The organism is Nocardioides terrae, assembly GCF_900112345.1.
In the GTDB taxonomy this organism is placed as follows: Bacteria; Actinomycetota; Actinomycetes; order Propionibacteriales; family Nocardioidaceae; genus Nocardioides; species Nocardioides terrae.
The window spans coordinates 155683-177335 of record NZ_FOLB01000002.1 but is presented as its reverse complement, the minus strand read 5'-3'; the positions used below and the strand labels follow the sequence as shown (position 1 = coordinate 177335).

Genomic DNA, 21653 nt, shown 5'->3' with positions numbered 1-21653 from the left:
GGGTCGAGGTGCGACCTCACGCCGACCGCCATCGCCCGCCACCGCCCGCCCCGTGGTCACGATGCGGGCGCCCGCCGGCGCTCCAACTAGACTCCGGGCCATGCCTCGAGTCGTCGTCGACGTCATGCCCAAGCCCGAGATCCTCGACCCGCAGGGCAAGGCGGTGCTCGGTGCGCTGCCCCGCCTCGGGTTCACCGGCGTGACCGACGTCCGCCAGGGCAAGCGCTTCGAGATCGAGGTCCCCGAGGTCACCGAGGCGGTGCTCGCCGAGATCGCGAAGATGGCCGACAGCCTGCTGGCCAACACGGTCATCGAGAACTACACCGTGCGCGTGGAGCAGGACGCATGAGGGTCGGGGTCGTCACCTTCCCGGGCACCCTCGACGACGTCGACGCCCAGCGCGCCGCGCGCGTCGCCGGCCACGAGGTCGTCGCGCTCTGGCACGGCGACCACGACCTGCAGGGCGTCGATGCGGTGATCCTGCCCGGCGGCTTCTCCTACGGTGACTACCTGCGCGCCGGGGCGATCTCCCGGTTCGCGCCGATCATGACCGAGGTCATCGCCGGCGCGCAGGCCGGGCTGCCGGTCCTCGGCATCTGCAACGGCTTCCAGATCCTCGTCGAGGCCCACCTGCTGCCCGGTGGCCTGCTGCGCAACGACCACCGCAAGTTCATCTGCCGCGACCAGACGCTGCGCATCGAGAACACCTCGACCGCCTGGACCGGCGCCTTCGCGCAGGGCCAGGAGATCGTGGTCCCGCTCAAGAACGGCGAGGGGCAGTACGTCGCCGACGCCGAGACCGTCGCGCGTCTCGAGGGCGACGGCCGCGTCGTCGCGCGCTACGTCGACGTGAACCCGAACGGCTCGGTCAACGACATCGCCGGCATCAGCAACGAGCGCGGCAACGTGGTCGGTCTGATGCCGCACCCCGAGCACGCGGTCGAGGCGCTGACCGGCGCCGGGACCGACGGCCTCGGGTTCTTCACGTCGCTGGCCGGCGTACTCGCCTGACCTGACCCGGGGGGGGGTCAGTAACGGCCGGCGGCCAGCAGCCGCCAGGCGCTTCGCGAGACGAGGCTGCCGGGGCGCAGGCCGACCCGCACCTTCCAGAGGTTGAGGATCGCGATGGTGCGCGAGTCGAGGATGCCGCTCGCCGGAAGGTGAGCGCTGTTGTTGGCCGCGTTGAGCGCGCGCTGCAGGTCGCGGACGTCCCTCGACGCCGCCCCCGGCTTGAGCGTGGGCCGGTTGCCCGACGCGAGCAGCGTCATCCACATCGAGCGGGTCCAGAACGCGTTGGCCCGCAGCCCGTGCGCCCGGCGCCAGGACCTGATCGCCCTCCCGAGGGACCCGCCGAAGCCGTTGTTGACCCGGCCGTGGAAGGTGGCGCGCTCGCGTAGCAAGCACTTCAGGGCGACGACCTGACGCTTCGGCGGCGTGTAGTGGCGCGTGGGCTTCTTGACGGCGACGTAGGTCCGCAGGTCGACCCGGACCCCGCCGCAGTGCCGCTCGGCCGGAGCCACCGCAGGGGCGGCAGCGGGCGGCGGGGCAGGGGCGGTCGGGGCGGTGCGCAGGTCGAGGTAGTTGCGGTCGATGTTGATCGTCACGCCGCCCCAGGTCTCGTTGTGGCCGCCCTGGTACTGCTTGACCCGGTTGCCCGCCCAGCCGGCGTCGGAGAGGTAGTCGGTCGAGGACGTGTTCGCCCTGCCGTCGTACCGCGCGAGCCAGAGCTGGTCGGGCAGCACGATGTTGGGCAGCGGAGCCAGCCGCTGACGCTCGAGCACCTTGATGCCCGAGCCGACGCTCGAGTAGACGCCGGAGCGGTAGCCGAGGTTGTGGATCTGGACCGTCCACGCCGAGAGGAACCTCAGCGCGGACTCGCGGCAACCGGTGTTGTTGTAGTCGAAGCCCTCGAGGTCGTAGAACATCGTGCTTCCCGGGACGATCCCGAGCGCCTTCGCCACCGCGACCGTCTTCGACGCCTCGCTCGCGCCCATCGACCGCGCCGCCGCGTAGTCGTTGGCGGAGGACGAGCTGATCCGGTAGTCGGTGCCGTAGCGCGGGAAGCGCGGCTGGCAGGACGCCTGCGGCCCGAGCGTGATCGGGAGCAGGTGCCAGCCGGCGGCGAGCTGCGCGGCGATCCAGGTCGGCGTCAGGCTGGGCTGGCTCCGGCAGGCGCGGGAGTAGCCGGCGATGTAGATGCCCACCGCCCGGAACGGGCTGGACCTGCGCCACGCCGACATCTTGGCCTGGCTCGGGGCGAGGCACTGGTCGAAGCCGAGGCCGGTGAAGACGCCCGGGGTGACCGGGTTGCTCGCGGTCGGGATCGCGCTGTCGTCGTCACGGTGCGGCAGGGCGAGGAGTACGGCGGCCAGGAGCCCGACGACGGTGGCGATCACCAGCGCACGCAGGCGCAGATCGGATCTCGGTCGGTCCGTCGGGCTGGTGGCTGGCGCGGTCATCTGGGTTCTCCGGGGTGCTTCTCGGGGGCTGCGGCCGAGTCACCATAACCACAGTTTTCACACCAGTCACAGAGGTCACAGATAACTACAGATCTGTAATTCGCCGAGCCGGCAGAAGCTCTCGCTCCACAGACGCGCCGAGTCGGCAGAAGTTCGCAAGGGTGGGCGAACTTCTGCCGACTCGTCGGTCGGTCGGGGGTCAGTCGAGCTGGGCCACCGGCACGGTCTGCGGACGGCGTACGACGAGCGAGCCCGCCGCGACGCAGGCGATCGCCGCCATCGCGACCGAGGCGAGGAACGCCTCCTGGACCCCCGGCATGAACGACCCCGGCTCGGCGTTCGCTGCGTAGACCGAGGCCACCACGGCGAGGCCGACCGAGCCGCCGAGCTGCTGCATCGTCTGGAGCAGGCCCGAGGCGGAGCCGGCGTGCTCCGGCTCGACGTCGGTGAGGATGAGGACGGTCAGCGGCATGAACGACAGGCCGGCCGAGACCCCGTTGATCAGGAACGGCACGAACACCGTCGCCCAGTAGGACCCGGTCCCGTCGAGGCCCGAGAGCAGGTAGGAGCTCAGCCCGATGCCGGCGGTGCCGACCATCACGAGCCGGGCGGGCCCGAACCGCGCGACGAGGCGCGGCGCGAGGCGGGAGACCGCGAAGATCCCGAGCGACACGGGCAGGAACGCCAGGCCGGTCTCGACCGGGCCGAAGCCGCGCTGGTCCTCGAGGTACTGCACACCGAGGAAGAACAGCGGGAACTGGGCGCCGACCATGGTCGCGGTCGCGATCAGGCCGGTGACGCGCCGCCGGCTGCGCAGCAGCGACGGGCGCAGCAGCGGGTGGGCGTGCCGGGCCTCGGTGACGGCGAGGAGCGCCACCAGGAGCGCGCCGACCAGCAGCCCGCCGATGGTGCGGAGCGAGTCCCAGCCGTGCTCGGGAGCGCCGATGAGCGCCCAGACCACGCTGACGGCGGCGCCGGTCGCCGCGATCGCCCCGACGAAGTCGAAGCGGCCCGGACGGCGCGGCGTCTCGTCGACGAAGCGACGGACGGTGGCCAGAACGGCGATACCGATGGGGACGTTGATGAACATCGTCCAGCGCCACGACCCCAGGTCGGTGAGGATGCCACCGAGCAGCAGGCCGATGGTGGCACCGCCCGAGGAGACGGCGGCGAACAGAGCGAGCGCCCGGTTGCGGGCGGCCTCGTCGGGGGCGCTGGTCGTCAGGAGGGCCAGCACCGACGGCGCGGCCATCGCGGCGCCGACGCCCTGCAGTGCGCGGGCGGCCACGAGCATCTCCGGCGAGGTGGCGAAGCCGCCGATCAGGGAGAAGAGCGTGAAGACCGCCAGGCCGCCCCAGAAGGTGCGGCGACGGCCGAACACGTCGCCGATCCGGCCACCGAGGAGCAGCAGGCCGCCGAAGGCGACGGTGTAGCCGTTGAGGACCCACGACAGTGAGGCGGGCCCGAAGGAGAGGTCGGCGCCGATGCGCGGGAGCGCGACGTTCATGACGGCGGCGTCGAGGATGAGCATGAGCTGGGCGGTGAGCACGATCGCGATGCCGGTGGCGGCGCGTCCGGCGTTCGGCGGCAGCTCGGTCGGGAGGTGCGCCCCGTTCGGGGCGCGCGAGATCACAGTGGAAGACATCTGGGGTTTGTCCTGTTCTGGCCTGGTAGGCCGACGTAGACTGTTCCGGAGGATGACTCCGGTTACCTTCACAACGATACGGAGACTGTCTCCGTTTAGCAAGTAGTATTTTCCTGACGTCTCGACAGAGCCAGGACCGGCCGGCTTCGGAAGGAGCGACATGCGCGCTGACGCGAAGCGCAACTTCGACAGGATCGTCGAGGTGGCAGGCGCGACCTTCCGTTCGAAGGGCTACGACGCCCCGCTGGACGACATCGCCAAGCAGGCGGGCGTCGGCCCGGGCACCCTCTACCGGCACTTCCCGACCCGGGAGGCGCTCATCGACGCGGTGATGCAGAACTGGATCGCCAGCGTCAACGAGTCCGCCGAGAAGGCGCTCGCGCACGAGGGCGACGCCCGCGACCGGCTGATGGCCTGGTTCGAGGAGTACGCCGCCCGGCTGACCGTCCACAAGGGAGTGGCCGCCAAGATCACGGCCGCGCTGGGTGACGCCACGTCCCCGATGGCGAACAAGTGTCAGACCTACTCGACCGCCAACGCGAAGGTCATCGACTCGCTGCGGTCCGAGGGCGCCGTACGCCCCAACGTGGAGGCGCTCGAGGTGCTCCGGCTCATCGGCGGCATCGCCAGCGTCGCCGACCAGGGCAACCTGCCGCCCGAGGCCGTGCGGCCGATGCTCGAGGTCGTCGCCGACGGCGTCCTGCGCTGAGGCTGCCTCTCGGTCCGGGCGGGGCGTCCACCGCTCGTCGGCGACTCGGGGAACGCGCCCCGCGCCGGTAGGATCGCCGTCCGTGACCTCGGCCCCGATCATCGCCCTCGACACCGTCGCAGCCGCCAGCGAAGACCCCGACCGGGCGCAGCCCTGGGCCGAGCTCGGCCTGAAGTCGGACGAGTACGACGCCATCAGGAAGATCCTCGGCCGCCGCCCGACCGGCGCCGAGCTGGCGATGTACTCCGTCATGTGGAGCGAGCACTGCTCCTACAAGTCCTCCAAGGTGCATCTGCGCCAGTTCGGCGAGCTGGCGGACTCGATCGCTCAGCAGCAGCGATCTGACCCGGGTGCCGCCGGCCGGATGCTCGCCGGGATCGGCGAGAACGCGGGCGTGATCGACGTCGGTCAGGGCTACGCGGTCACGTTCAAGATCGAGTCGCACAACCACCCGTCCTACGTCGAGCCCTACCAGGGCGCCGCGACGGGCATCGGCGGCATCGTCCGCGACATCCTCGCGATGGGCGCGCGCCCGGTGGCCGTCATGGACCCGCTCCGCTTCGGCCCGCTCTCCGAGCCCGACACCCACCGGGTGCTGCCCGGGATCGTGGCCGGCGTCGGCGGCTACGGCAACTGCCTCGGCCTGCCCAACATCGGTGGCGAGGCCGTCTTCGACGAGACCTACCTCGGCAACCCGCTCGTCAACGCGCTCGCCGTCGGCGTTCTCAAGCACGAGGACCTCCACCTGGCCAAGGCGTCCGGCGCGGGCAACCTCGTGATCATGTACGGCGCCCGCACCGGGGGGGACGGGATCGGCGGCGCCTCCATCCTGGCGTCGGTCGAGTTCGACGAGGACGGGCCGGCGAAGCGACCGTCGGTCCAGGTCGGTGACCCCTTCATGGAGAAGCTCCTCATCGAGTGCACGCTCGAGCTCTTCGCCTCGGGGATCGTCCGCGGCATCCAGGACTTCGGCGCCGCCGGGATCTCGTGCGCGACCTCCGAGCTGGCCGCGGCCGGTGACGGCGGCATGCACGTCGAGCTGACCAAGGTCCCGCTGCGCGACGCCACGCTCGCTCCCGAGGAGATCCTCATGAGCGAGTCGCAGGAGCGGATGATGGCCGTCGTCGCGCCCGAGGACGAGGCGACGTTCATGGCGATCTGTGCCAAGTGGGACGTCGAGGCCGCGACCATCGGCACCGTCACCGGCGACGGCCGCCTCGTCATCGACTGGAGCGGCGAGACGATCGTCGACGTCGACCCGCGCACCGTCGCCCACGAGGGCCCGGTCTACGAGCGTCCGCTCGCGCGCCCCGACTGGCAGGACGGCCTCCAGGCCGACGCCGCCGAGGCCCTGGCGCGCCCGTCGACCCCCGAGGAGCTGCGCTCGACCTGGCTGACCCTCGTCGCGTCGCCCAACCTCTGCGACAAGTCCTGGATCACCCAGCAGTACGACCACTACGTCCGCGGCAACACCGTGCTCGCCTCACCCGCCGACAGCGGCATGATCCGCGTCGACGAGTCCACCAACCTCGGCGTCGCCATCTCCACCGACGGCAACGGTCGCTACGCCAAGCTCGACCCGTACGCCGGCGCACAGCTCGCCCTCGCCGAGTCCTACCGCAACGTCGCGACCGTCGGCGCCATCCCGCTCGCGGTCTCGGACTGCCTCAACTTCGGCTCGCCGGAGGACCCCGCGGTCATGTGGCAGTTCGCCGAGGCCTGCCGCGGCCTCAAGGACGCCTGCCTCGAGCTCGGCGTCCCGGTCACCGGCGGCAACGTGTCGCTCTACAACCAGACCGGCGACGTCGCCATCCTGCCGACGCCGGTCGTCGCGGTGCTGGGTGTCATCGACGACGTCACCCGGCGTACCCCCTCGCGGTTCGTCGCTCCCGGCGAGCGCGTCTTCGTGCTCGGCGAGACCCGTGAGGAGCTCTCCGGGTCCGAGTGGGCGCACGTCGTGCACGGTCACCTCGGTGGCCTCCCGCCGCGGGTCGACCTGGCCGGGGAGAAGGCGCTGGGCGCTCTGCTGCGCGCCGCTGCCGGCGTCGTCACCTCGGCCCACGACCTGTCCGACGGCGGCCTCTCCCAGGCGCTCGCCGAGTCGGCGATCCAGTCCGGGATCGGTGCCGAGATCGCCCTCGCTCCTGCCTACGCCGACCCGTTCGTCGCGCTCTTCGCCGAGTCCGCCGGCCGGGTCCTGGTCACCACCCACCTGCACGACGGCGACGCGCTGCTGCGCCTCGCCTCCGAGCACGGCGTCGTGGTGACCGAGATCGGCGTGACCGGCGGCGACCTCATCAAGGTCGAGGGCCAGTTCGAGGTCCCGGTCGCCGAGCTCGCCGAGGCCTGGCGGGCCACCCTCCCCGACGCCCTCAACGCGGAGTTCACCCCCGACGCCTGACGCCGACTCGGCTCAGCTGAAGAGGTCGCCGATGATGCCGCCGGAGCCGCCGCGGGACTGACCCTGCGTGATCGGCGCCCACTCCGAGGGCTGCACGACGACGAAGCCGGGGCCGTGGAAGGAGTACTGGAACGCCTCGCCCGAGCCGCCGCGCAGCAGTGACTTCATGTTCATGCTCGACACGACCTGCGGGACGAGGTTGGCCGACCAGGCGACGCAGGACTGCACGTCGACGTACGTCGGCTGCTGGGTGCAGTCCAGGACGACCGGCGAGCCGACGGTGCACAGCGCGACCGGCCCGGTCCCGGAGACGGTGGTGTTGAACAGCCCGCCGGCCATCATGCCGGCGCCCTGCACGCGGTTGATGTCCCAGGTCAGACCGGCGTCGAAGGCGAGCAGGTTGCGGCCGTTGACGCTGATCGCGTCGCCGGCCAGGTCGATCACGTAGACGAAGCCGGCGTCGTGTGCGAAGAACACCTCGCCCTGCCCGGAGACGCGCATCAGCGGGACGTCCTCAGAGGTGACGATCTTCTTGAGCAGCTTGCCGACGCTGCCCGCTTTCTCGTGGTCGAAGCGGATCTGGCCCTGGTAGGCCACCATCGCGCCCTTGACGGACAAGACGTCGGGGCCGAGGGAGACCCGCAGCAGCTGGGGGTTCTGGAGCATGAAGCGGCCGCCCTCCACCTCGAGGTTGGCCTGGCCGAAGAGATCGCTCTGCATCGCGCCAGCCTAGGGTTGTCGGGTGCCCGCGCGCCTCAGACCTGCAGATCCCGCCGAAGTCTCGGCCGCTCTCGCCCACGTCCGTGCTGGCGGCGCGGACAAGGCCGACCTGCGGCTGCTGACCAAGCACTACCTCGCCCTGCTGGAGGCCAAGGCGCCGGGGCGCAGCGTCGAGGTGCGCGTCCCGCCGTACGCCGCGGTCCAGTGCATCGAGGGGGTGCGCCACACCCGGGGCACCCCTCCGGCCGTCGTCGAGACCGACGCCGAGACCTGGATCAGCGTCGCGTCCGGGCAGGTCGCCTGGCGGGATGCGGTGGCTGCCGGGCGGGTGAGTGCGAGCGGGGAGCGCACCGACCTGACGGCGTACCTGCCTCTCTGAGGGCCGCCATGTGGCCGACGGGAGGGCTCCGAATAATCTGAGGCCATGACCTCGAACCCCACCGACCTCGGCGGTCGCGTCGACGCGCTCCTTCCCACGCTGCTCGAGGACCTCAAGGACCTCGTCCGGATCGAGTCGGTCAGCGCCGACCCCGAGCGGCTCGGCGAGGTCGAGAAGAGTGCGGAGAAGACGCTCGAGCTCTTCGTCGCGGAGGGCGTCGACGCCCGGATCGTGCGCGCCTTCGACGGGGCGCCGCCCGCGGTGATCGGTGAGAAGAAGGGCCCCGAGGGCGCGCCGACGGTGCTGCTCTACGCCCACCACGACGTGCAGCCCGAGAACGACCACGCGGACTGGGAGACGGCGCCGTTCGAGCCCACCGTCCGTGGCGACCGGCTCTACGGGCGCGGCGCGGCCGACGACAAGGCCGGCATCGCCGCTCACCTCGGCGCGCTCCGGGCGCTGGGTGACGACCTGCCGGTCACGGTCCGGCTCTTCATCGAGGGCGAGGAGGAGGTCGCCTCGGCGACGCTGCCCCAGCTGCTCGAGCAGTTCCAGGACGACCTGCGCGCCGACGTCATCGTCATCGCCGACTCCGGCAACTGGGACATCGGCGTCCCGGCTCTGACCACGAGCCTGCGCGGCCTGATCCGCGTCGACGTCGAGCTGCGCACCCTCGACCACGCCGTCCACTCCGGCATGTGGGGCGGCCTCGCCCCGGACGCCATCATGGGCCTGATCCGTCTGCTCGACACGCTGTGGACCGCGGATGGCGGCCCGGCCGTCGCAGGCCTGGTCGGCGGCCCGGCCACCGACGTCGACTACCCCGAGGAGCGGCTCACGGCCGAGTCCGGCATCCTCGACGGCGTCCAGTGGGTCGGCGAGGGCTCCATGGTCGAGCGGATGTGGACCAAGCCGGCCATCACCGTCACCGGCTTCGACGCCCCGAAGGTCGCCGGCGCGTCCAACACCCTGAGCCCCGTGGCCCGCGCGCGCGTCACGATCCGGATCGCACCCGGCGACACCTCGGCGAACGCCGTCGCACGGCTCGAGGAGCACCTGCGGGCCCACGTCCCGTGGGGTGCGCAGCTCTCGACGACGGTCGTCGACACCGGCGAGCCGATCGCGCTCGAGGCCAGCGGCCCGGCGTACGACGCCGCGCGTGCCGCCTTCACCGAGGCGTGGGACGGCACCGCGCCGATCGACATGGGCGTCGGCGGTTCGATCCCCTTCATCGCCGAGTTCCTGGAGGCGTTCCCGGCCGCGAGCGTGCTGGTGACCGGCGTCGAGGACCCGGACACCCGCGCACACGGCCCCAACGAGGGCCTGCACCTGGCCGAGTTCGCCAAGGTGGTGCTCGCCGAGACGCTGCTGCTCCGCAACCTCGGCGCCTGAGAGGCGCTCAGCCGGCCGGCAGCACCACGGTGAAGGTGCTGCCCCGGCCGGGTGTGGACTCGAGCTCGACGCGCCCGCCGTGGTTGGTGACGATCCGCTCCACGATGGCCAGGCCGAGCCCGGTGCCGGGCTGCTGGCGCACGGCGGGGTCGGCGGAGCGGAAGAACTCGCCGAAGACCCGCGCCTGGTCCTCGGGCGCGATGCCGATGCCTTCGTCGCGCACCCGGAGCACGACGCGTCCGTCCTGCCGGAGGAGCGAGACCCGGACGCCGCGGTCCGGCGGCGTGTACTTGACCGCGTTGCCGACCAGGTTGGCGACGACCTTCTCGAACGCGCTCGGGTCGACCGGTGCGACGACGGGTTCGTCGGGCACGTCGAGGTGGACCGCGCCTACCGGCCGGTCGGCGGAGTCGAGGACGAGCTGGACCGTCGAGACGACGTGCGGTGTGAGGTCGGTGGGCTCGTGGTCCTCGGCGGTGGGGTCGCTGGCCTTGGCGAGCAGGAGGAGGTCCTCGACCAGCCGCGACATCCTCGCCGCCGCGCGGCTCATCGCGTCCAGCGCCTGGCCGGCGTCGCCGGCCCCGTGGTCCGCGCCGTCCACCAGCTCGGCCAGCGTCTCGAGCCGGGTCCGGGTCACCGCGATCGGGTTCCTGAGCTCGTGGGCGACGGTGGCGATCAGACGGCTCTTGTAGACGTCCAGCTCGCGCAGCTCCTCGACCGCGTCCTGCTCGACGAGGAGCGCCCGACGGATGCTGAGCAGCCGGCCGAGATCACGTCCGATCTCCTGGGCCGCCTCGCACTCCATCCGCGTCCAGCGCGCCGCCGCCACCGGGCGGAAGAAGGCCATCCCGCCCAGGCAGACGCTGCCCGCGCCCAGCGGCACGAGCAGGATCGACTCGAGGTCGAGGTCGAGGACGACGCCCCGGATCTGCTCCAGGTCGGCGGTCGAGCCGTTGAAGTTGAGCACCTGGTCGCGGCCGACGACACCGACCAGATGCTGCTCCCAGAGCCACTCGGTCGAGCGGCCGGAGATGCGCAGGACCTCCTCGTCGAACGCACCGACCGGCGTCGTCTCGAAGAGGATGCGCCGCTCGTCGCCCTCGAACACGCTGATCCGGAGGCCGACGAGCTGGAAGGCGGTGATCAGGTCGTCGGCCACGTCGGCGAGGACGTCCTCGGGGGAGTCGCCGTCGGCGGCGTGCGCGAGCACCCGGCGGGCCGCCGCCGCGAGCCGCAGGCGCTCGCTCGCCGCCTCGCGCTCCAGCGCGACGAGGAGGACGTGTCCGGCCTGGGCGGCGTAGCGCTCCAGGCCCGGCAGCCGCTCCTCCAGGGCCTCCGACGGTCCGGTGGGCCGGCCCATCAGGACGAGGCCGGCCAGGCGATCGGTCCGGTCTCGGACCGGCATCAGGAGCAGGTCGCCGTCCGCCGCCTCCGTCCGCTCGTACGACGCCCAGGCGCGTGCGGCCTCGGCGTCGGCGCCGCGCAGGTGCTGCAGACCGCCGGCCCCCGACGGCAGCAGCCGATCGAGGATCTGCATGGGTCGGCGGGTGCCGAGCGTGCCGGACGACGCCCCGCTCGCCGTGACGGCACTCCAGCCGGCCCGGGCCACGGGGATGACCGCGTCGTCGCGCAGGACCAGGATCTCGGCGAACCCGAAGCCACCCCAGGTGCACAGCGCTTCGGCCCCCAGGGCGAGGCACTCGCCCATGGAGGCGTCGGACCAGTCGCTGGTGCTCCAGGGCAGCAGGTCGGAGAGGGGAGGCGGCATCGCGGGTTCCGCTCGGGCGTCGGGACTCCAGCGTAGGCCCGGGGTGGGGGGATCCCCCACCTTTCGAACGCTTGCGCGGGGCGTGCCGTCGCCTACCGGCGGTTCGTCGCTTCGCGCCGGTGCGGCGCCGATCCAGGGTCGGTCAGCGCCGCGGGAGGACGAGCCGGAAGGTGCTGCCCTGCCCGGGGGTCGAGGTCACCTCGGCCCGGCCGCCGTGCCGACGCAGGATCCTGCCGACGATCGCGAGGCCCAGCCCGCTGCCGGGGCGGGACCTGGCGGCGGGTTCCTCGGAGCGGAAGAAGTCGCTGAAGAGCCGGGCCTGGTCCTGCGACGCGATGCCGATTCCGTGGTCGGTGACCACGACCTCGATGGCCCGGCCACGGGTCGACACCGTCACCTCGACGTGGCCTCCGTCGTCGCTGAACTTGATGCCGTTGCCGATCACGTTGGCGAGCAGGATGCGCAGCTCGTCCTCGGCGCCGCGGACGGTCAGCGGCTCCTCCGGCGTGGTGAGCTGCAGCGTGATCCGCCGCTGGCGCATCGACGCGGCGAAGGCGCCCTCGACCTGGGCGAGCACCGAGTGCAGGTCGACGTCGCGCTCGACGTGCGGCGTCGCCGGGTCGGCCAGCTTGGCGAGGAGGAGGAGGTTGTCGACGACCCGGCCCATCCGCTGGGCGTTCGCGTCGACGTCGGAGAGGCGCGCCAGGACGGCGGGCTCGGCGACCTCCGGCTCGAGCACGTCCCGATTGGCCTGGAGCACGGTGAGCGGGTTCCTCAGCTCGTGGGAGACCGTCGCGATCAGGCGACTCTTGTGCGAGTCGAGCTCGCTCAGCTCGCGGACCAGCTCCTGGGCGCGGGCCAGGATCCGGCGGTTGCGGATCACCCGGCCGATGTCGCGGCCGACCTCGAGGGCCTCCTCCAGCTCGGTCACCGACCAGTCCGGCTGCCCGGCATTGCGCGCGAGGATCAGCGAGCCCAGCCCGCTGCCGTCGTCGCCGACCGGGGCGTGCAGCACCGAGCTGACGCCGCCGTCGGCGAGCAGCCTCCGGATCGCTGCGCACTCCTCGGGCGGGAGCACCGAGTTGACCAGGCGACCGTCGGCATAGACCGCCGCGGACTGCTGTCGCCTCCAGAGCTCGTCGGACGCCGCGGCGACGGCTGCCGCGACCTCCGGCGTCGGCAGCGTGGGGACCTCCCAGGGGGTGGTGGCGATCAGCGGTTCCTCGCTGCCGTGGATCCGCAGCCACATCCCTGCCGCGTCGAAGGCCTCGAGGAAGGCCGGGCCCGTTTCGCTCAGGAGCGTCTCGAACGGCACGTTGCGCGATGCGGTCCGGACCAGCTGCCGGGCACCCTGCGTGAGCTCGAGCCGTCGGGCGAGCGCCTCACGGTCGAGCGCGGCGAGGAGGACGTTGGCGGCCTCGGCGGCGTAGTTGTCCATGACCCGCCGCTGCGCGGCGTCCGGGAGGCGGCCCGTGAGCGGGCTGTCGACCGAGATCGAGCCCACGAGCACGCCGTCCGCGTCGTAGATCGGCGCGACCGCGCCGTCGTTGGGGTGCCAGGCGTCGGGGCTCGCGACGACGGCCGGCTCGTGCTCCCAGCTCCAGCTGCCGCTGATGCGGCCGCGGGGGATGAACTTGAACCGGCCCCAGTCGTCGGCGACGGCGAGCAGCTGCTCGAGCTTGTCGACCGGCCATCGGTTCCCGAGCAGCGCGTCCATGCTCTCCCGCGTGCCGTCGGGCCGGCGGGCGCCGTCGATGCCCGCGATGGCGACCACGACGAAGTCGTCGCCGCGCCGCACGTTGATGACGGCCATGCCGAAGCCGACCAGCTCGGTGAGCCCCTCGGCGATGATCTGGAGCGCGTCGTGGAAGGGTCGGGCGGCCGCCGGCGGGCTCGCTGCGACGGCCGTGGCCACGGCGGGGCGCGTGCTCATGGCGCCTCCGGGAGGAGGACGCGGAAGGTCGTGCCCACGGCCACGGTCGAGTCGACAGCGATCCGGCCGCCGTGGCGCCGCACGATCCGGTCGACGATCGCGAGACCCAGCCCCGTCCCCGGTCGGGCGAGCGCGGCCGGGTTCGTCGACCGGAAGAACTCCGTGAAGAGCCGGCCCAGGTCCTCCTCGGAGATGCCGATCCCGTCGTCGGCGACGACCAGCTCGACCAGGTCCTGGTCGTCCTCACGGCGCGCCGCGAGCGTGATCGTCACCGTGCCGCCCTCGCGGCTGTACTTCACGGCGTTGCTCACCAGGTTGACCACGAGGCGGTCGAGCTCGGCGGCGTCGCCGAGGACCGCCACCGGCAGGGTGGCCGGCGTCTGGACGCGGAGGGTCACGCCGCGCTCCCTGGTCGCCACCTCGCACAGCTCGACGACGTCGTGCACGATCGGGACGAGCTCGACGCGGCCCGGCTGCAGCCTGTTGTCGGGGTCGGTGACACGGGAGAGCAGCACGAGGTCCTCGACCAGCCCGACCATCCTGGCCGTCGTACGGTCCATCGCGCCCAACGCCTGGCCGGCGTCGGCCGACAACGACCCGCCCCGGATCGCCTCCAGGTCGGCGACGATGGCCGAGAGCGGGCGGCGCAGCTCTCCTGTCACGTTGGTGATCAGCTGGTTCTTGTAGGCGTCGAGCGCCTGCAGCTCCTGGGCCACCTGCTGCTCGCGCTCGTAGGCCCGGGCGTCGAAGAGCAGCTGTCCCAGGTCGCCGCCGAGCGCGAACGCGGAGGACATCTCGACCGCCGTCCACCGTGGCGCCGAAGGCGACCGCGCCACCGTCAGCGAGCCCAGGCATTCGTCGCCGACCCCGAGCGGCACGAGGAGGAGCGAGCCGATCCCCAGCTCCCGCACGGACGCCTGCACGGTGCGTCGGTCCTCGGTGTCGTCGAAGTTGACCACGTCGTCGGCGTAGAGCGCACCGACCTGCTGGCGGTTCCACAGCTTGTGCGCAGCGCGCTCGGCGATCTCGTCGGCGCCGAGGCTACGGTCCAGCCGCGGACCGCTGAAGGCGCTGGAGATGACAGCTCCGTCCTCGACGCCGAACAGTCGCAGCCACACCCCGGTCGAGCCGTACGACGCCAGCAGTGCCTGGCCGGTGCGCTCGAGGACGTCCTGCAGGCCGATGCTGCTGGAGGCCTGGCGGATGACGTCGCGGGTGGCGTCGAGCAGACGCACCTGGTCGACGAGGCGTGCTCGTTCGAGCGCGCTGACGATGGCCCGCTCGGCCAGGGTGGCGAAGCGCTCCAGCACGACGCGGCGCTCGGACCCGGGGCGTCGGCCGTCCTCCGGCTCGTCGATCGCGAGGACACCGCGCAGCTCGCCGGCGCTGTCGTACAGGCGGGCGAGCAGCAGGTCACCCGGGTGCCAGCTGTCCTCCGTGCCCGGCCGGTGAGGCGCGGCGGGTTCGCGCGCATGGGTCCGGCGGTCGGCCGGCACGAACGTGAACCGTCCCCAGGCCTCGCCGCGCGCGAGCTCGGCGTCGATCGTGGCGGTCGCAGCCGCCGCGCCGGACATCCGGGCGCGGGCGTCCTCGCCGCCGCTGACCACGGCCGTGTGGAACATCTCGTCGTCGCGGACCACGCCGATGGCGGCGACCTCGAACCCGGCCAGCTCGACCAGCGCGTCGGCGATCAGCTGCAGCGCGGAGCGCGTCACGTCATCGAGCCAGCGGCCGGATGCGGTCGCCGGCTCCGCGAGCACAGCAGGGTCGGACATACCTTCACCATCGGTCAAACGGGCTGGGAGTTGATCGCCCGAGAGAGCACGGCAGTGAGACCCCGCCCACCACGCATCCGCGCGTCGGCAGGACCGGCGGCGACGAGATGCGGAATCGGCGTACGTCGTACTCGGCCCTAGACTAGCCGGTGTGTGCGGCGTTTTCGGGGTTTGGGCCCCTGGCGAGGAAGTTGCCAAGCTCACGTACTTCGGTCTCTACTCGCTGCAGCACCGCGGCCAGGAGTCGGCCGGCATCGCGGTGAGCAACGGGCGGCAGATCCTCGTCTACAAGGACATGGGACTCGTCTCCCAGGTCTTCGACGAGTCGACCCTCGACTCCCTGCAGGGCCACGTCGCCATCGGCCACGCGCGCTACTCCACGACCGGGGCGAGCACCTGGCAGAACGCCCAGCCGACCTTCCGGCCGTCCTCGCACGGCTCCATCGCGCTCGGCCACAACGGCAACATGGTCAACACCCTCGAGCTACGGCAGATGGCGGCCGACCTGCCCCACCCGATCGACGAGCTCGACCTCCACCGGGGGAGCGGCCCGGTCTCGACCAACGACACGAGCCTGCTCACCGAGCTGCTCGCGCACCACCCCGACCAGAGCCTCGAGGAGCGCGCGATCGAGGTGCTCCCGTCGGTGCGCGGCGCCTTCTGCCTGGTCTGGATGGACGAGGACACGCTCTACGCCGCCCGCGATCCGCAGGGCATGCGTCCGCTCGTCCTCGGTCGGCTCGACCGCGGCTGGGTCGTCGCCTCCGAGGACGCCGCGCTGGCCACCGTCGGCGCCAGCGTCGTGCGCGAGATCGAGCCGGGCGAGCTCCTCGTCATCAACTCCGACGGCCTGCGGTCGCGCAGGTTCGCCGAGCCCGAGCGCAAGGGCTGCGTCTTCGAGTACGTCTATCTCGCCCGCCCCGACGCCGACATCGCCGGCCGTGGCGTCCACGAGGCGCGCGTGGAGATGGGCCGCCAGCTCGCCCGCGAGTTCCCGGTCGACGCCGACCTGGTGATGCCGGTGCCCGAGTCCGGCACCCCGGCCGCCACCGGGTACGCCGAGGAGAGCGGCATCCCCTTCGGCCAGGGCTTCGTGAAGAACTCCTACGTCGGCCGCACCTTCATCCAGCCGTCCCAGACGCTGCGCCAGCTCGGCATCCGGCTCAAGCTCAACGCGCTCGAGCACATGATCCGCGGCAAGCGGATCGTCGTGGTCGACGACTCCATCGTGCGTGGCAACACCCAGCGCGCCCAGGTGCGGATGCTGCGCGAGGCCGGCGCCCTCGAGGTGCACGTGCGGATCTCCAGTCCGCCGGTGAAGTGGCCGTGCTTCTACGGCATCGACTTCGCCACCCGCGCCGAGCTGATCGCCAACGGCCTCGACGTCGACGAGATCGCCAACTCGGTCGGCGCCGACTCGCTCGGCTACATCTCGCTCGAGGGCATGGTCGAGGCCACCCGACAGCCGATGTCGTCGCTGTGCACCGCCTGCTTCACCGGTGAGTACCCGGTCGACCTGCCCGACGAGAGCCTGCTCGGCAAGCATCTGCTCGAGGTGTCGCTGCAGGGCCGGACGCTCGGCAAGGCGCTCCCCGTCCTCAACAACCCGTAGCCCCGACCTCCCTGATCGGAGTCCTCCCAGTGACCAACGCCTACGCCGCCGCCGGCGTCGACATCGAGGCCGCCGACCGGGCGATCGACCTCATGAAGGAGTGGGTCGAGAAGGCCCGCCGCCCCGAGGTGCTGGGTGGTCTGGGCGGCTTCGCCGGCCTCTTCGACGCCTCCGCGCTGCTGCGCTACAGGCGGCCGCTGCTGGCCACGTCGACGGACGGCGTCGGCACCAAGGTCGAGATCGCCCGCCGGATGGACGTCCACGACACCATCGGCTACGACCTGGTCGGCATGGTCGTCGACGACCTCGTCGTCTGCGGGGCCGAGCCGCTCTTCATGACCGACTACATCGCGACCGGCAAGGTCGTGCCCGAGAAGATCGCGGCGATCGTCAAGGGCATCGCCTCCGCCTGCGTCGAGGCCGGCGCCGCGCTGGTCGGCGGCGAGACGGCCGAGCATCCCGGTCTTCTCGCGCCCGACGAGTACGACGTCGCCGGCGCGACGACGGGCGTGGTCGAGGCCGACGACCTGCTCGGCTCGCACCTCGTGGAGGACGGCGACGTCGTGGTGGCGATGGCCTCCTCGGGTCTGCACTCCAACGGCTACTCGCTGGTCCGTCACGTGCTGCTCAACGCCGACGGCCCCGGTCGCCTCGACCTGGAGGCCCACGTCGACGAGCTCGGCCGGACCCTCGGCGAGGAGCTGCTCGTCCCCACCCGGATCTACGCCAAGGCGTGCCTCCGGGTCGCCCGCGAGACGGGCGTCCACGCGATGTCGCACGTCACCGGTGGTGGCCTCGCGGCCAACCTGGCGCGGGTGATGCCGCGCGAGCTGACCGCCACGATCGAGCGCGAGACGTGGACCCCGGCCCCGGTCTTCTCGCTGGTCAAGCGCGTGGGCGACGTACCCCTGCCGGACCTGGAGGCGACCCTCAACCAGGGCGTCGGCATGGTCGCGCTCACGCCCGCTGCGGAGGTCGACAGGACCATCGCGCTGCTCTCCGAGTCGGGCATCGACGCCTGGGTCGCCGGCGCCGTCACGAAGGCGGCCGAGGGCGACGAGGGACGTGTCCGACTGGTCGGTCAGCACCCCGGCTGGTGAGCGTCGGACCGGGCCGCGAGCGTCGTTCGCGGCCCGCGAACACGTTTTCGACCCCTCGGTTCGCGGGAACGACCGCGCAACAGGTAGCGTTGTGCTCACGAAAACTATGTGAGACAGCCCGGGAGCCGCAGTGCCCCGGCCTAGTGCGAGGGGGCTGACCTTATGGGGCGCGGCCGTGCGAAAGCCAAGCAGACGAAGGTCGCCCGCGACCTGAAGTACCGCACTCACGAGACGGACCTCAGTGCGCTCGCACGAGAGCTCCATGGTGGGGCTGAGGACAGCGGTGAGCAGGCCGAGGAAGTCGACGAGTGGTCGGACTACGCCGACCGCGACTCGCGCTAGTCCCTGATCTCTCTCGCGATCACGACGGCACCGTGGGTGCCGTAGCCGGGTAGCCGACCACCGGTCGGTGTCCCGTCGAAGCCGATCAGCAGCATGCCCTTGGGCGTCGGCACGATCGTCGGCCAGGGCAGGTTGGTCGGGTAGGGCGCGTCGAGCGTGCCCACCTGGTGCAGGTCGAGGTCGAACACCGGGTACGCCGACCGGTACGCGCGCCGGTTGTCGCGCCCGTCGCTGGCGAGCACCCGCCAGGCGGCCTCGCCGGGATGCCCTGACCCGGCGCCCATCGGCAGCGGGACCAGCGTGGTGCCCTCCGTCGCCCGACGCTCGGTGGCGGCCGCGCGCAGCGTGAGCGCGTCGAGCGCCGGCCCGGTGGCGACGACGGGATGGAAGTCGAAGTAGCGCCGGGCGCTGACGTAGCCCACCAGCCACTCCCGCGCCGCATCCGCGCCGTCCTGTCGGGGCGCCGCCACGATGTGCGGGTCCCACACGCCGACGCTGTGCAGCCCGGTCGTGGGCAGGTGCAGCGGCTCGGTGTCGATGACGTGCCGTCCGTCGAGCAGGTCGGCGGTCGAGCGACCCAGCTCGACGTGTACGTGGTCGACGGCCGGATCGACGAAGTCGCCCCAGGTGCTCGTCGCGACCAGCCACGACCCGAGGCCGTCGGGACCCTCGGCGCCGTCGGGGTCGCGCACCAGGTGCACCGCCTGGTCGCCGTACACGTCCTCGCCGCGACGGAAGAACAGGTCAGCTCGATGCCTGAGCGTGAGCGCGTCGGTGTCGAGCTCCCAGACGCTGGCGTGCGCGGTCGCGAAGAACCCTGCCCCCGCGCTCGTCGCGGTGAGCAGCACGTGGCTCTCGGCCAGCCCCGCGGGGCGGTACGCCGTCCCGTCGGCGTTGCTCACCAGTCGCAGGTCGCGCAGCCCGAGCTGTCCGAAGGCGCCCGCCCGGACCCGGCCGACCTCGCCGGCCGCCTCAGCGTGCAGCCCGGCCAGCCACTCGGGGTCGTGCGGGTCGATGTCGTGTGCGGTCAGGCTCGTCCGCGCGCGTGCTGTCCACACCGAGCCGGTGCGGGCGAACAGGGTGACCTGGGTCCCGGTGAGGGTCAGCGCGAAGCCGTCCGGCGCAGCCGTGCGGGGGAGCCGGCCGTGCCGTCTGCTCCGGTGTCGCTGCTCGACCCCGCCGCAGCCGACGCGGAGCTCGGTGGACCGGCCGTCCAGCACGGCCTCGATCCGGTCGTCGCCCGAACGCAGCCGCAGCGTGGCCCGGCCGATGCCCGATCCCTCGCGATCCTCGGCCACCACGGCGGCGTACGGCGCCGGCTGCGGGAGCGGGCCCTCACCCGGGCCGTCGAGCTCGAGACCGACGAGGCCCGGCGCCACCAGATCGACCGGATGGAGGCGGGCGACCTCCTCGAACCGCGGCAGACCGGACACGCTGTCGAGCCTAGATGAGAGGCCTCGGACAGCCCCCGAGAGACCGGCGCGTCGGACAAGGTTCATCCGCATGTCGGGAAATGACCGTCCGGGACTCTTCCACTCCGGCCCGAGATTGGTAGTGTCTGAACTGCAACAGGTGCAAGTTCCAGCTGGTCTGACGCCTGCGGAGTTTGTGATCCAACGGCGTTTCTGCTCTGTGCTCGACCGAGAGTCCGCTCTCGCGAGGGACACCACAGGTCGGAGCGACGTGTCACCGCATCTGATGTGTGGCCGCCGAAGTGGCGACCGCTCGCCCCGACTAAGGAGTAGAAGAGCACATGGCTCAGGGCACCGTTAAGTGGTTCAACGCCGAGAAGGGTTTCGGTTTCATCGCGCAGGAGAACGGCGGCGACGACGTCTTCGTTCACTACTCGGCGATCCAGACCAACGGCTACAAGTCCCTCGACGAGAACCAGAAGGTCGAGTTCGACGTCACCCAGGGCCCGAAGGGCCCGCAGGCGGAGAACGTCCGTCCGGTCTGATCTGACCCTGCCGGCCCCGGCCGGCGACAAGGTCTCACGAGGCCCCGTCCCGCATCAGCGGGGCGGGGCCTCTGCCTTTCCACGGTTCGGCTCGCTGCACCGGCCTGCGACGGCGTACGCCGGTTGCGGTAAAGATCCGCGGCACGGCGATGGATTCCCTGATTACGTGATGGTTTCGACCTAGGCTGGAGCGGGTAGACGTACCGCGCCGGAGAGGTGGACGACGCGGAAGAACTGGAGGGCGACATGTACGACCAGTTCGACGTGTCGCTGGAGGACGCCGAACTGCTGCGCGAGGTCGAGCTGACGACCAACCTCATCATCGCGGCGAGCGAGTCCGACGAGCCATTGAGCCCCGAGGAGATCGACGAGATCCTCGGGGTCTCCCCGAACGACGACTAGTCGGGCACCTCAACAGGACGCGAACAGCACCGGACCCGTCGACAGGTCCGAGAGCACGTAGGCCCCCGCGACCGGATGCAGCCGCATCGTGACGGTGTCGTCCTTCGCCTCGACCCGGCCGAGCCGGAACCGTTCGCTGAAGCTCCCGCCCTGCCCTGGCGCGGCCCCGCTCGCCAGGATCGCCCGCGCGTCGGCGTTGCGGACGGCCTTGTCGTGGCTCTCGAAGCCGAGCCCGACGGTCACGTCGCGGTCCGGGCCGGCGGCCATCGCGAACGCCGTCAGCGGGTCCACGCCACCGGCCTGCCGGATCAGCTCCACCCCTTGCGCCTGGTCGACGTCGTCGGCCTGGCTCATCGCCAGGTGCCCGCACGCGTAGTCCCCGGAGTAGACGACCGCTGAGATCGGCTCGATGACGCCCCTGACCGCGCCGACCACGTCGGCCACCGGGTCGGAGGGGGAGAACCCGCCGCCGACGACCTCCTCCAGGTAGTCAGCGGAGTCGCTGGCGTAGACCCGGCCGTCGTGCACGGCCACATGGCCGAACTCCGGGGTGATCCCGAGGTCGGTCGCGGCCTCGCTGCCGTCCCACACGCCGCCCTTGCCTCGCGTGTAGCCCGCGCGCGACAGCCGGTGCTCGATGCCGTCGGTCGAGGCCGGCTCGACGACCACGACCGCGCCGTCGTCGGACTGGGCGAAGAGCTCCCACTCGGCCGTCGCGGGGGAGAAGCCGAAGGTCGACTGCAGCGCCCCGGCCGAGGTGACCATCGCCGACGCGGAGGTCAGATCGGCTGAGAAGCCCTGCTGCAGGAAGCGGTCCACCTGCGCCTCGGTGGGGTCGTCGTCGTCCATCTTCAACGCCTGCCGTACGCCGGCCCAGTCGGTCCACGAGTAGCGCTGGGCGTCGTCCGGGACCAGCCTGAGGGCGGCCTCCAGGCCGTCGCGCCGGGAGTGGCGCCACCAGGTGACCCCGACCAGCCCGGCCACCACCAGCAGCAGCGCGACGGCCGCGGCGACGAGCGCGCGAGGGTGTCGGGTCAGCACGACCGCCTACCCTAAGCG

At 71.9% G+C, this 21653-nt stretch carries 19 protein-coding genes; 11 read left to right on the top strand and 8 right to left on the bottom strand.

Annotated features, from left to right (window positions below; translation table 11 throughout):
- The first annotated feature begins 100 nt into the window (after positions 1–100).
- Positions 101–349: a phosphoribosylformylglycinamidine synthase subunit PurS gene (gene purS, locus BM236_RS03685; RefSeq protein ID WP_091120357.1), complete on the top strand. Its 249-nt coding sequence runs from the start codon at positions 101–103 to the stop codon at positions 347–349.
- Positions 346–1011, top strand: coding sequence for a phosphoribosylformylglycinamidine synthase subunit PurQ (purQ, locus tag BM236_RS03680; RefSeq protein WP_091120354.1), 666 nt, complete (start codon positions 346–348; stop codon positions 1009–1011). The genes purS and purQ overlap by 4 nt, the downstream gene beginning before the upstream one ends.
- Positions 1012–1028: 17 nt before the next feature.
- Here the strand turns inward: purQ and BM236_RS03675 are convergent, their stop codons facing one another.
- Positions 1029–2459: a glycoside hydrolase domain-containing protein gene (locus BM236_RS03675; RefSeq protein WP_091120351.1), complete on the bottom strand. Its 1431-nt coding sequence runs from the start codon at positions 2457–2459 to the stop codon at positions 1029–1031.
- Between the two features lie 199 nt (positions 2460–2658).
- On the bottom strand, positions 2659–4104 hold the full coding sequence (locus BM236_RS03670; RefSeq protein ID WP_091120349.1) for an MFS transporter: 1446 nt from the start codon (positions 4102–4104) through the stop codon (positions 2659–2661).
- Between the two features lie 160 nt (positions 4105–4264).
- Between BM236_RS03670 and BM236_RS03665 the strand changes: the two genes are divergently transcribed.
- Both BM236_RS03665 and purL read left to right on the top strand, forming a co-directional pair.
- Positions 4265–4813: a TetR/AcrR family transcriptional regulator gene (locus BM236_RS03665; RefSeq protein WP_091120346.1), complete on the top strand. Its 549-nt coding sequence runs from the start codon at positions 4265–4267 to the stop codon at positions 4811–4813.
- 82 nt (positions 4814–4895) lie between these two features.
- The gene (purL, locus tag BM236_RS03660) at positions 4896–7214 is read left to right on the top strand and encodes a phosphoribosylformylglycinamidine synthase subunit PurL (protein WP_425434181.1); all 2319 of its coding nucleotides are present in this window, start codon (positions 4896–4898) and stop codon (positions 7212–7214) included.
- A gap of 12 nt (positions 7215–7226) precedes the next feature.
- On the opposite strand, the gene BM236_RS03655 is transcribed toward purL, so the two are convergent.
- On the bottom strand, positions 7227–7934 hold the full coding sequence (locus BM236_RS03655) for an AIM24 family protein (protein WP_091120344.1): 708 nt from the start codon (positions 7932–7934) through the stop codon (positions 7227–7229).
- 22 nt (positions 7935–7956) lie between these two features.
- Here BM236_RS03655 and BM236_RS03650 point away from each other — a divergent pair, with 22 nt between their 5' ends.
- Complete coding sequence (locus BM236_RS03650; RefSeq protein ID WP_091120342.1) at positions 7957–8313, top strand: sterol carrier family protein; 357 nt, start codon at positions 7957–7959, stop codon at positions 8311–8313.
- Between the two features lie 45 nt (positions 8314–8358).
- Positions 8359–9705, top strand: coding sequence for a dipeptidase (locus BM236_RS03645; protein WP_091120339.1), 1347 nt, complete (start codon positions 8359–8361; stop codon positions 9703–9705).
- A gap of 7 nt (positions 9706–9712) precedes the next feature.
- Here BM236_RS03645 and BM236_RS03640 read toward each other — a convergent pair whose 3' ends face one another.
- The 3 genes from BM236_RS03640 to BM236_RS03630 form a co-directional block, all read right to left on the bottom strand.
- Positions 9713–11473 carry a sensor histidine kinase gene (locus tag BM236_RS03640; protein WP_091120336.1) on the bottom strand — a complete coding sequence of 587 codons (1761 nt, stop codon included), beginning with the start codon at positions 11471–11473 and terminating at the stop codon, positions 9713–9715.
- Between the two features lie 142 nt (positions 11474–11615).
- Positions 11616–13406 carry a sensor histidine kinase gene (locus BM236_RS03635; RefSeq protein WP_091120333.1) on the bottom strand — a complete coding sequence of 597 codons (1791 nt, stop codon included), beginning with the start codon at positions 13404–13406 and terminating at the stop codon, positions 11616–11618.
- Positions 13403–15181 carry a sensor histidine kinase gene (locus tag BM236_RS03630; RefSeq protein WP_091120331.1) on the bottom strand — a complete coding sequence of 593 codons (1779 nt, stop codon included), beginning with the start codon at positions 15179–15181 and terminating at the stop codon, positions 13403–13405. Before BM236_RS03630 ends, BM236_RS03635 begins: the two co-directional genes overlap by 4 nt.
- Positions 15182–15332: 151 nt before the next feature.
- On the opposite strand from BM236_RS03630, the gene purF reads away from it, so the two are divergent.
- The 3 genes from purF (at position 15333) to BM236_RS03615 (ending at position 18235) form a co-directional block, all read left to right on the top strand.
- Positions 15333–16793, top strand: a complete 1461-nt coding sequence (gene purF / locus BM236_RS03625) for an amidophosphoribosyltransferase (protein WP_091120328.1) — start codon at positions 15333–15335, stop codon at positions 16791–16793.
- A gap of 29 nt (positions 16794–16822) precedes the next feature.
- Positions 16823–17893: a phosphoribosylformylglycinamidine cyclo-ligase gene (gene purM, locus BM236_RS03620; protein ID WP_245750112.1), complete on the top strand. Its 1071-nt coding sequence runs from the start codon at positions 16823–16825 to the stop codon at positions 17891–17893.
- 162 nt (positions 17894–18055) lie between these two features.
- Positions 18056–18235, top strand: coding sequence for a DUF3073 domain-containing protein (locus tag BM236_RS03615; RefSeq protein ID WP_091120324.1), 180 nt, complete (start codon positions 18056–18058; stop codon positions 18233–18235).
- On the opposite strand, the gene BM236_RS03610 is transcribed toward BM236_RS03615, so the two are convergent.
- Entirely contained in the window at positions 18232–19668 is a 1437-nt protein-coding gene (locus tag BM236_RS03610) for a hypothetical protein (RefSeq protein ID WP_245750111.1), read from the bottom strand. The genes BM236_RS03615 and BM236_RS03610 overlap by 4 nt on opposite strands.
- A 320-nt stretch (positions 19669–19988) precedes the next feature.
- On the opposite strand from BM236_RS03610, the gene BM236_RS03605 reads away from it, so the two are divergent.
- Together BM236_RS03605 and BM236_RS18850 are read left to right on the top strand one after the other, a co-directional pair.
- The gene (locus BM236_RS03605) at positions 19989–20192 is read left to right on the top strand and encodes a cold-shock protein (protein ID WP_091120321.1); all 204 of its coding nucleotides are present in this window, start codon (positions 19989–19991) and stop codon (positions 20190–20192) included.
- 246 nt (positions 20193–20438) lie between these two features.
- Positions 20439–20594 carry a hypothetical protein gene (locus BM236_RS18850; RefSeq protein ID WP_175507536.1) on the top strand — a complete coding sequence of 52 codons (156 nt, stop codon included), beginning with the start codon at positions 20439–20441 and terminating at the stop codon, positions 20592–20594.
- Positions 20595–20603: 9 nt separating this feature from the next.
- Here BM236_RS18850 and BM236_RS03600 read toward each other — a convergent pair whose 3' ends face one another.
- Positions 20604–21635, bottom strand: coding sequence for a hypothetical protein (locus BM236_RS03600; protein WP_091120319.1), 1032 nt, complete (start codon positions 21633–21635; stop codon positions 20604–20606).
- Positions 21636–21653: the final 18 nt, after the last annotated feature.

Excerpts from the sequence above, each read along its gene's own strand:
- purS (WP_091120357.1), top strand. The coding sequence starts at position 101 with ATGCCTCGAGTCGTCGTCGACGTCATGCCCAAGCCCGAGATCCTCGAC.
- purQ (WP_091120354.1), top strand. The coding sequence starts at position 346 with ATGAGGGTCGGGGTCGTCACCTTCCCGGGCACCCTCGACGACGTCGAC.
- BM236_RS03675 (WP_091120351.1), bottom strand. The coding sequence starts at position 2,459 with ATGACCGCGCCAGCCACCAGCCCGACGGACCGACCGAGATCCGATCTG.
- BM236_RS03670 (WP_091120349.1), bottom strand. The coding sequence starts at position 4,104 with ATGTCTTCCACTGTGATCTCGCGCGCCCCGAACGGGGCGCACCTCCCG.
- BM236_RS03665 (WP_091120346.1), top strand. The coding sequence starts at position 4,265 with ATGCGCGCTGACGCGAAGCGCAACTTCGACAGGATCGTCGAGGTGGCA.
- BM236_RS03655 (WP_091120344.1), bottom strand. The coding sequence starts at position 7,934 with ATGCAGAGCGATCTCTTCGGCCAGGCCAACCTCGAGGTGGAGGGCGGC.
- BM236_RS03645 (WP_091120339.1), top strand. The coding sequence starts at position 8,359 with ATGACCTCGAACCCCACCGACCTCGGCGGTCGCGTCGACGCGCTCCTT.
- BM236_RS03640 (WP_091120336.1), bottom strand. The coding sequence starts at position 11,473 with ATGCCGCCTCCCCTCTCCGACCTGCTGCCCTGGAGCACCAGCGACTGG.
- BM236_RS03635 (WP_091120333.1), bottom strand. The coding sequence starts at position 13,406 with ATGAGCACGCGCCCCGCCGTGGCCACGGCCGTCGCAGCGAGCCCGCCG.
- BM236_RS03630 (WP_091120331.1), bottom strand. The coding sequence starts at position 15,181 with ATGTCCGACCCTGCTGTGCTCGCGGAGCCGGCGACCGCATCCGGCCGC.
- BM236_RS03615 (WP_091120324.1), top strand. The coding sequence starts at position 18,056 with ATGGGGCGCGGCCGTGCGAAAGCCAAGCAGACGAAGGTCGCCCGCGAC.
- BM236_RS03605 (WP_091120321.1), top strand. The coding sequence starts at position 19,989 with ATGGCTCAGGGCACCGTTAAGTGGTTCAACGCCGAGAAGGGTTTCGGT.
- BM236_RS18850 (WP_175507536.1), top strand. The coding sequence starts at position 20,439 with ATGTACGACCAGTTCGACGTGTCGCTGGAGGACGCCGAACTGCTGCGC.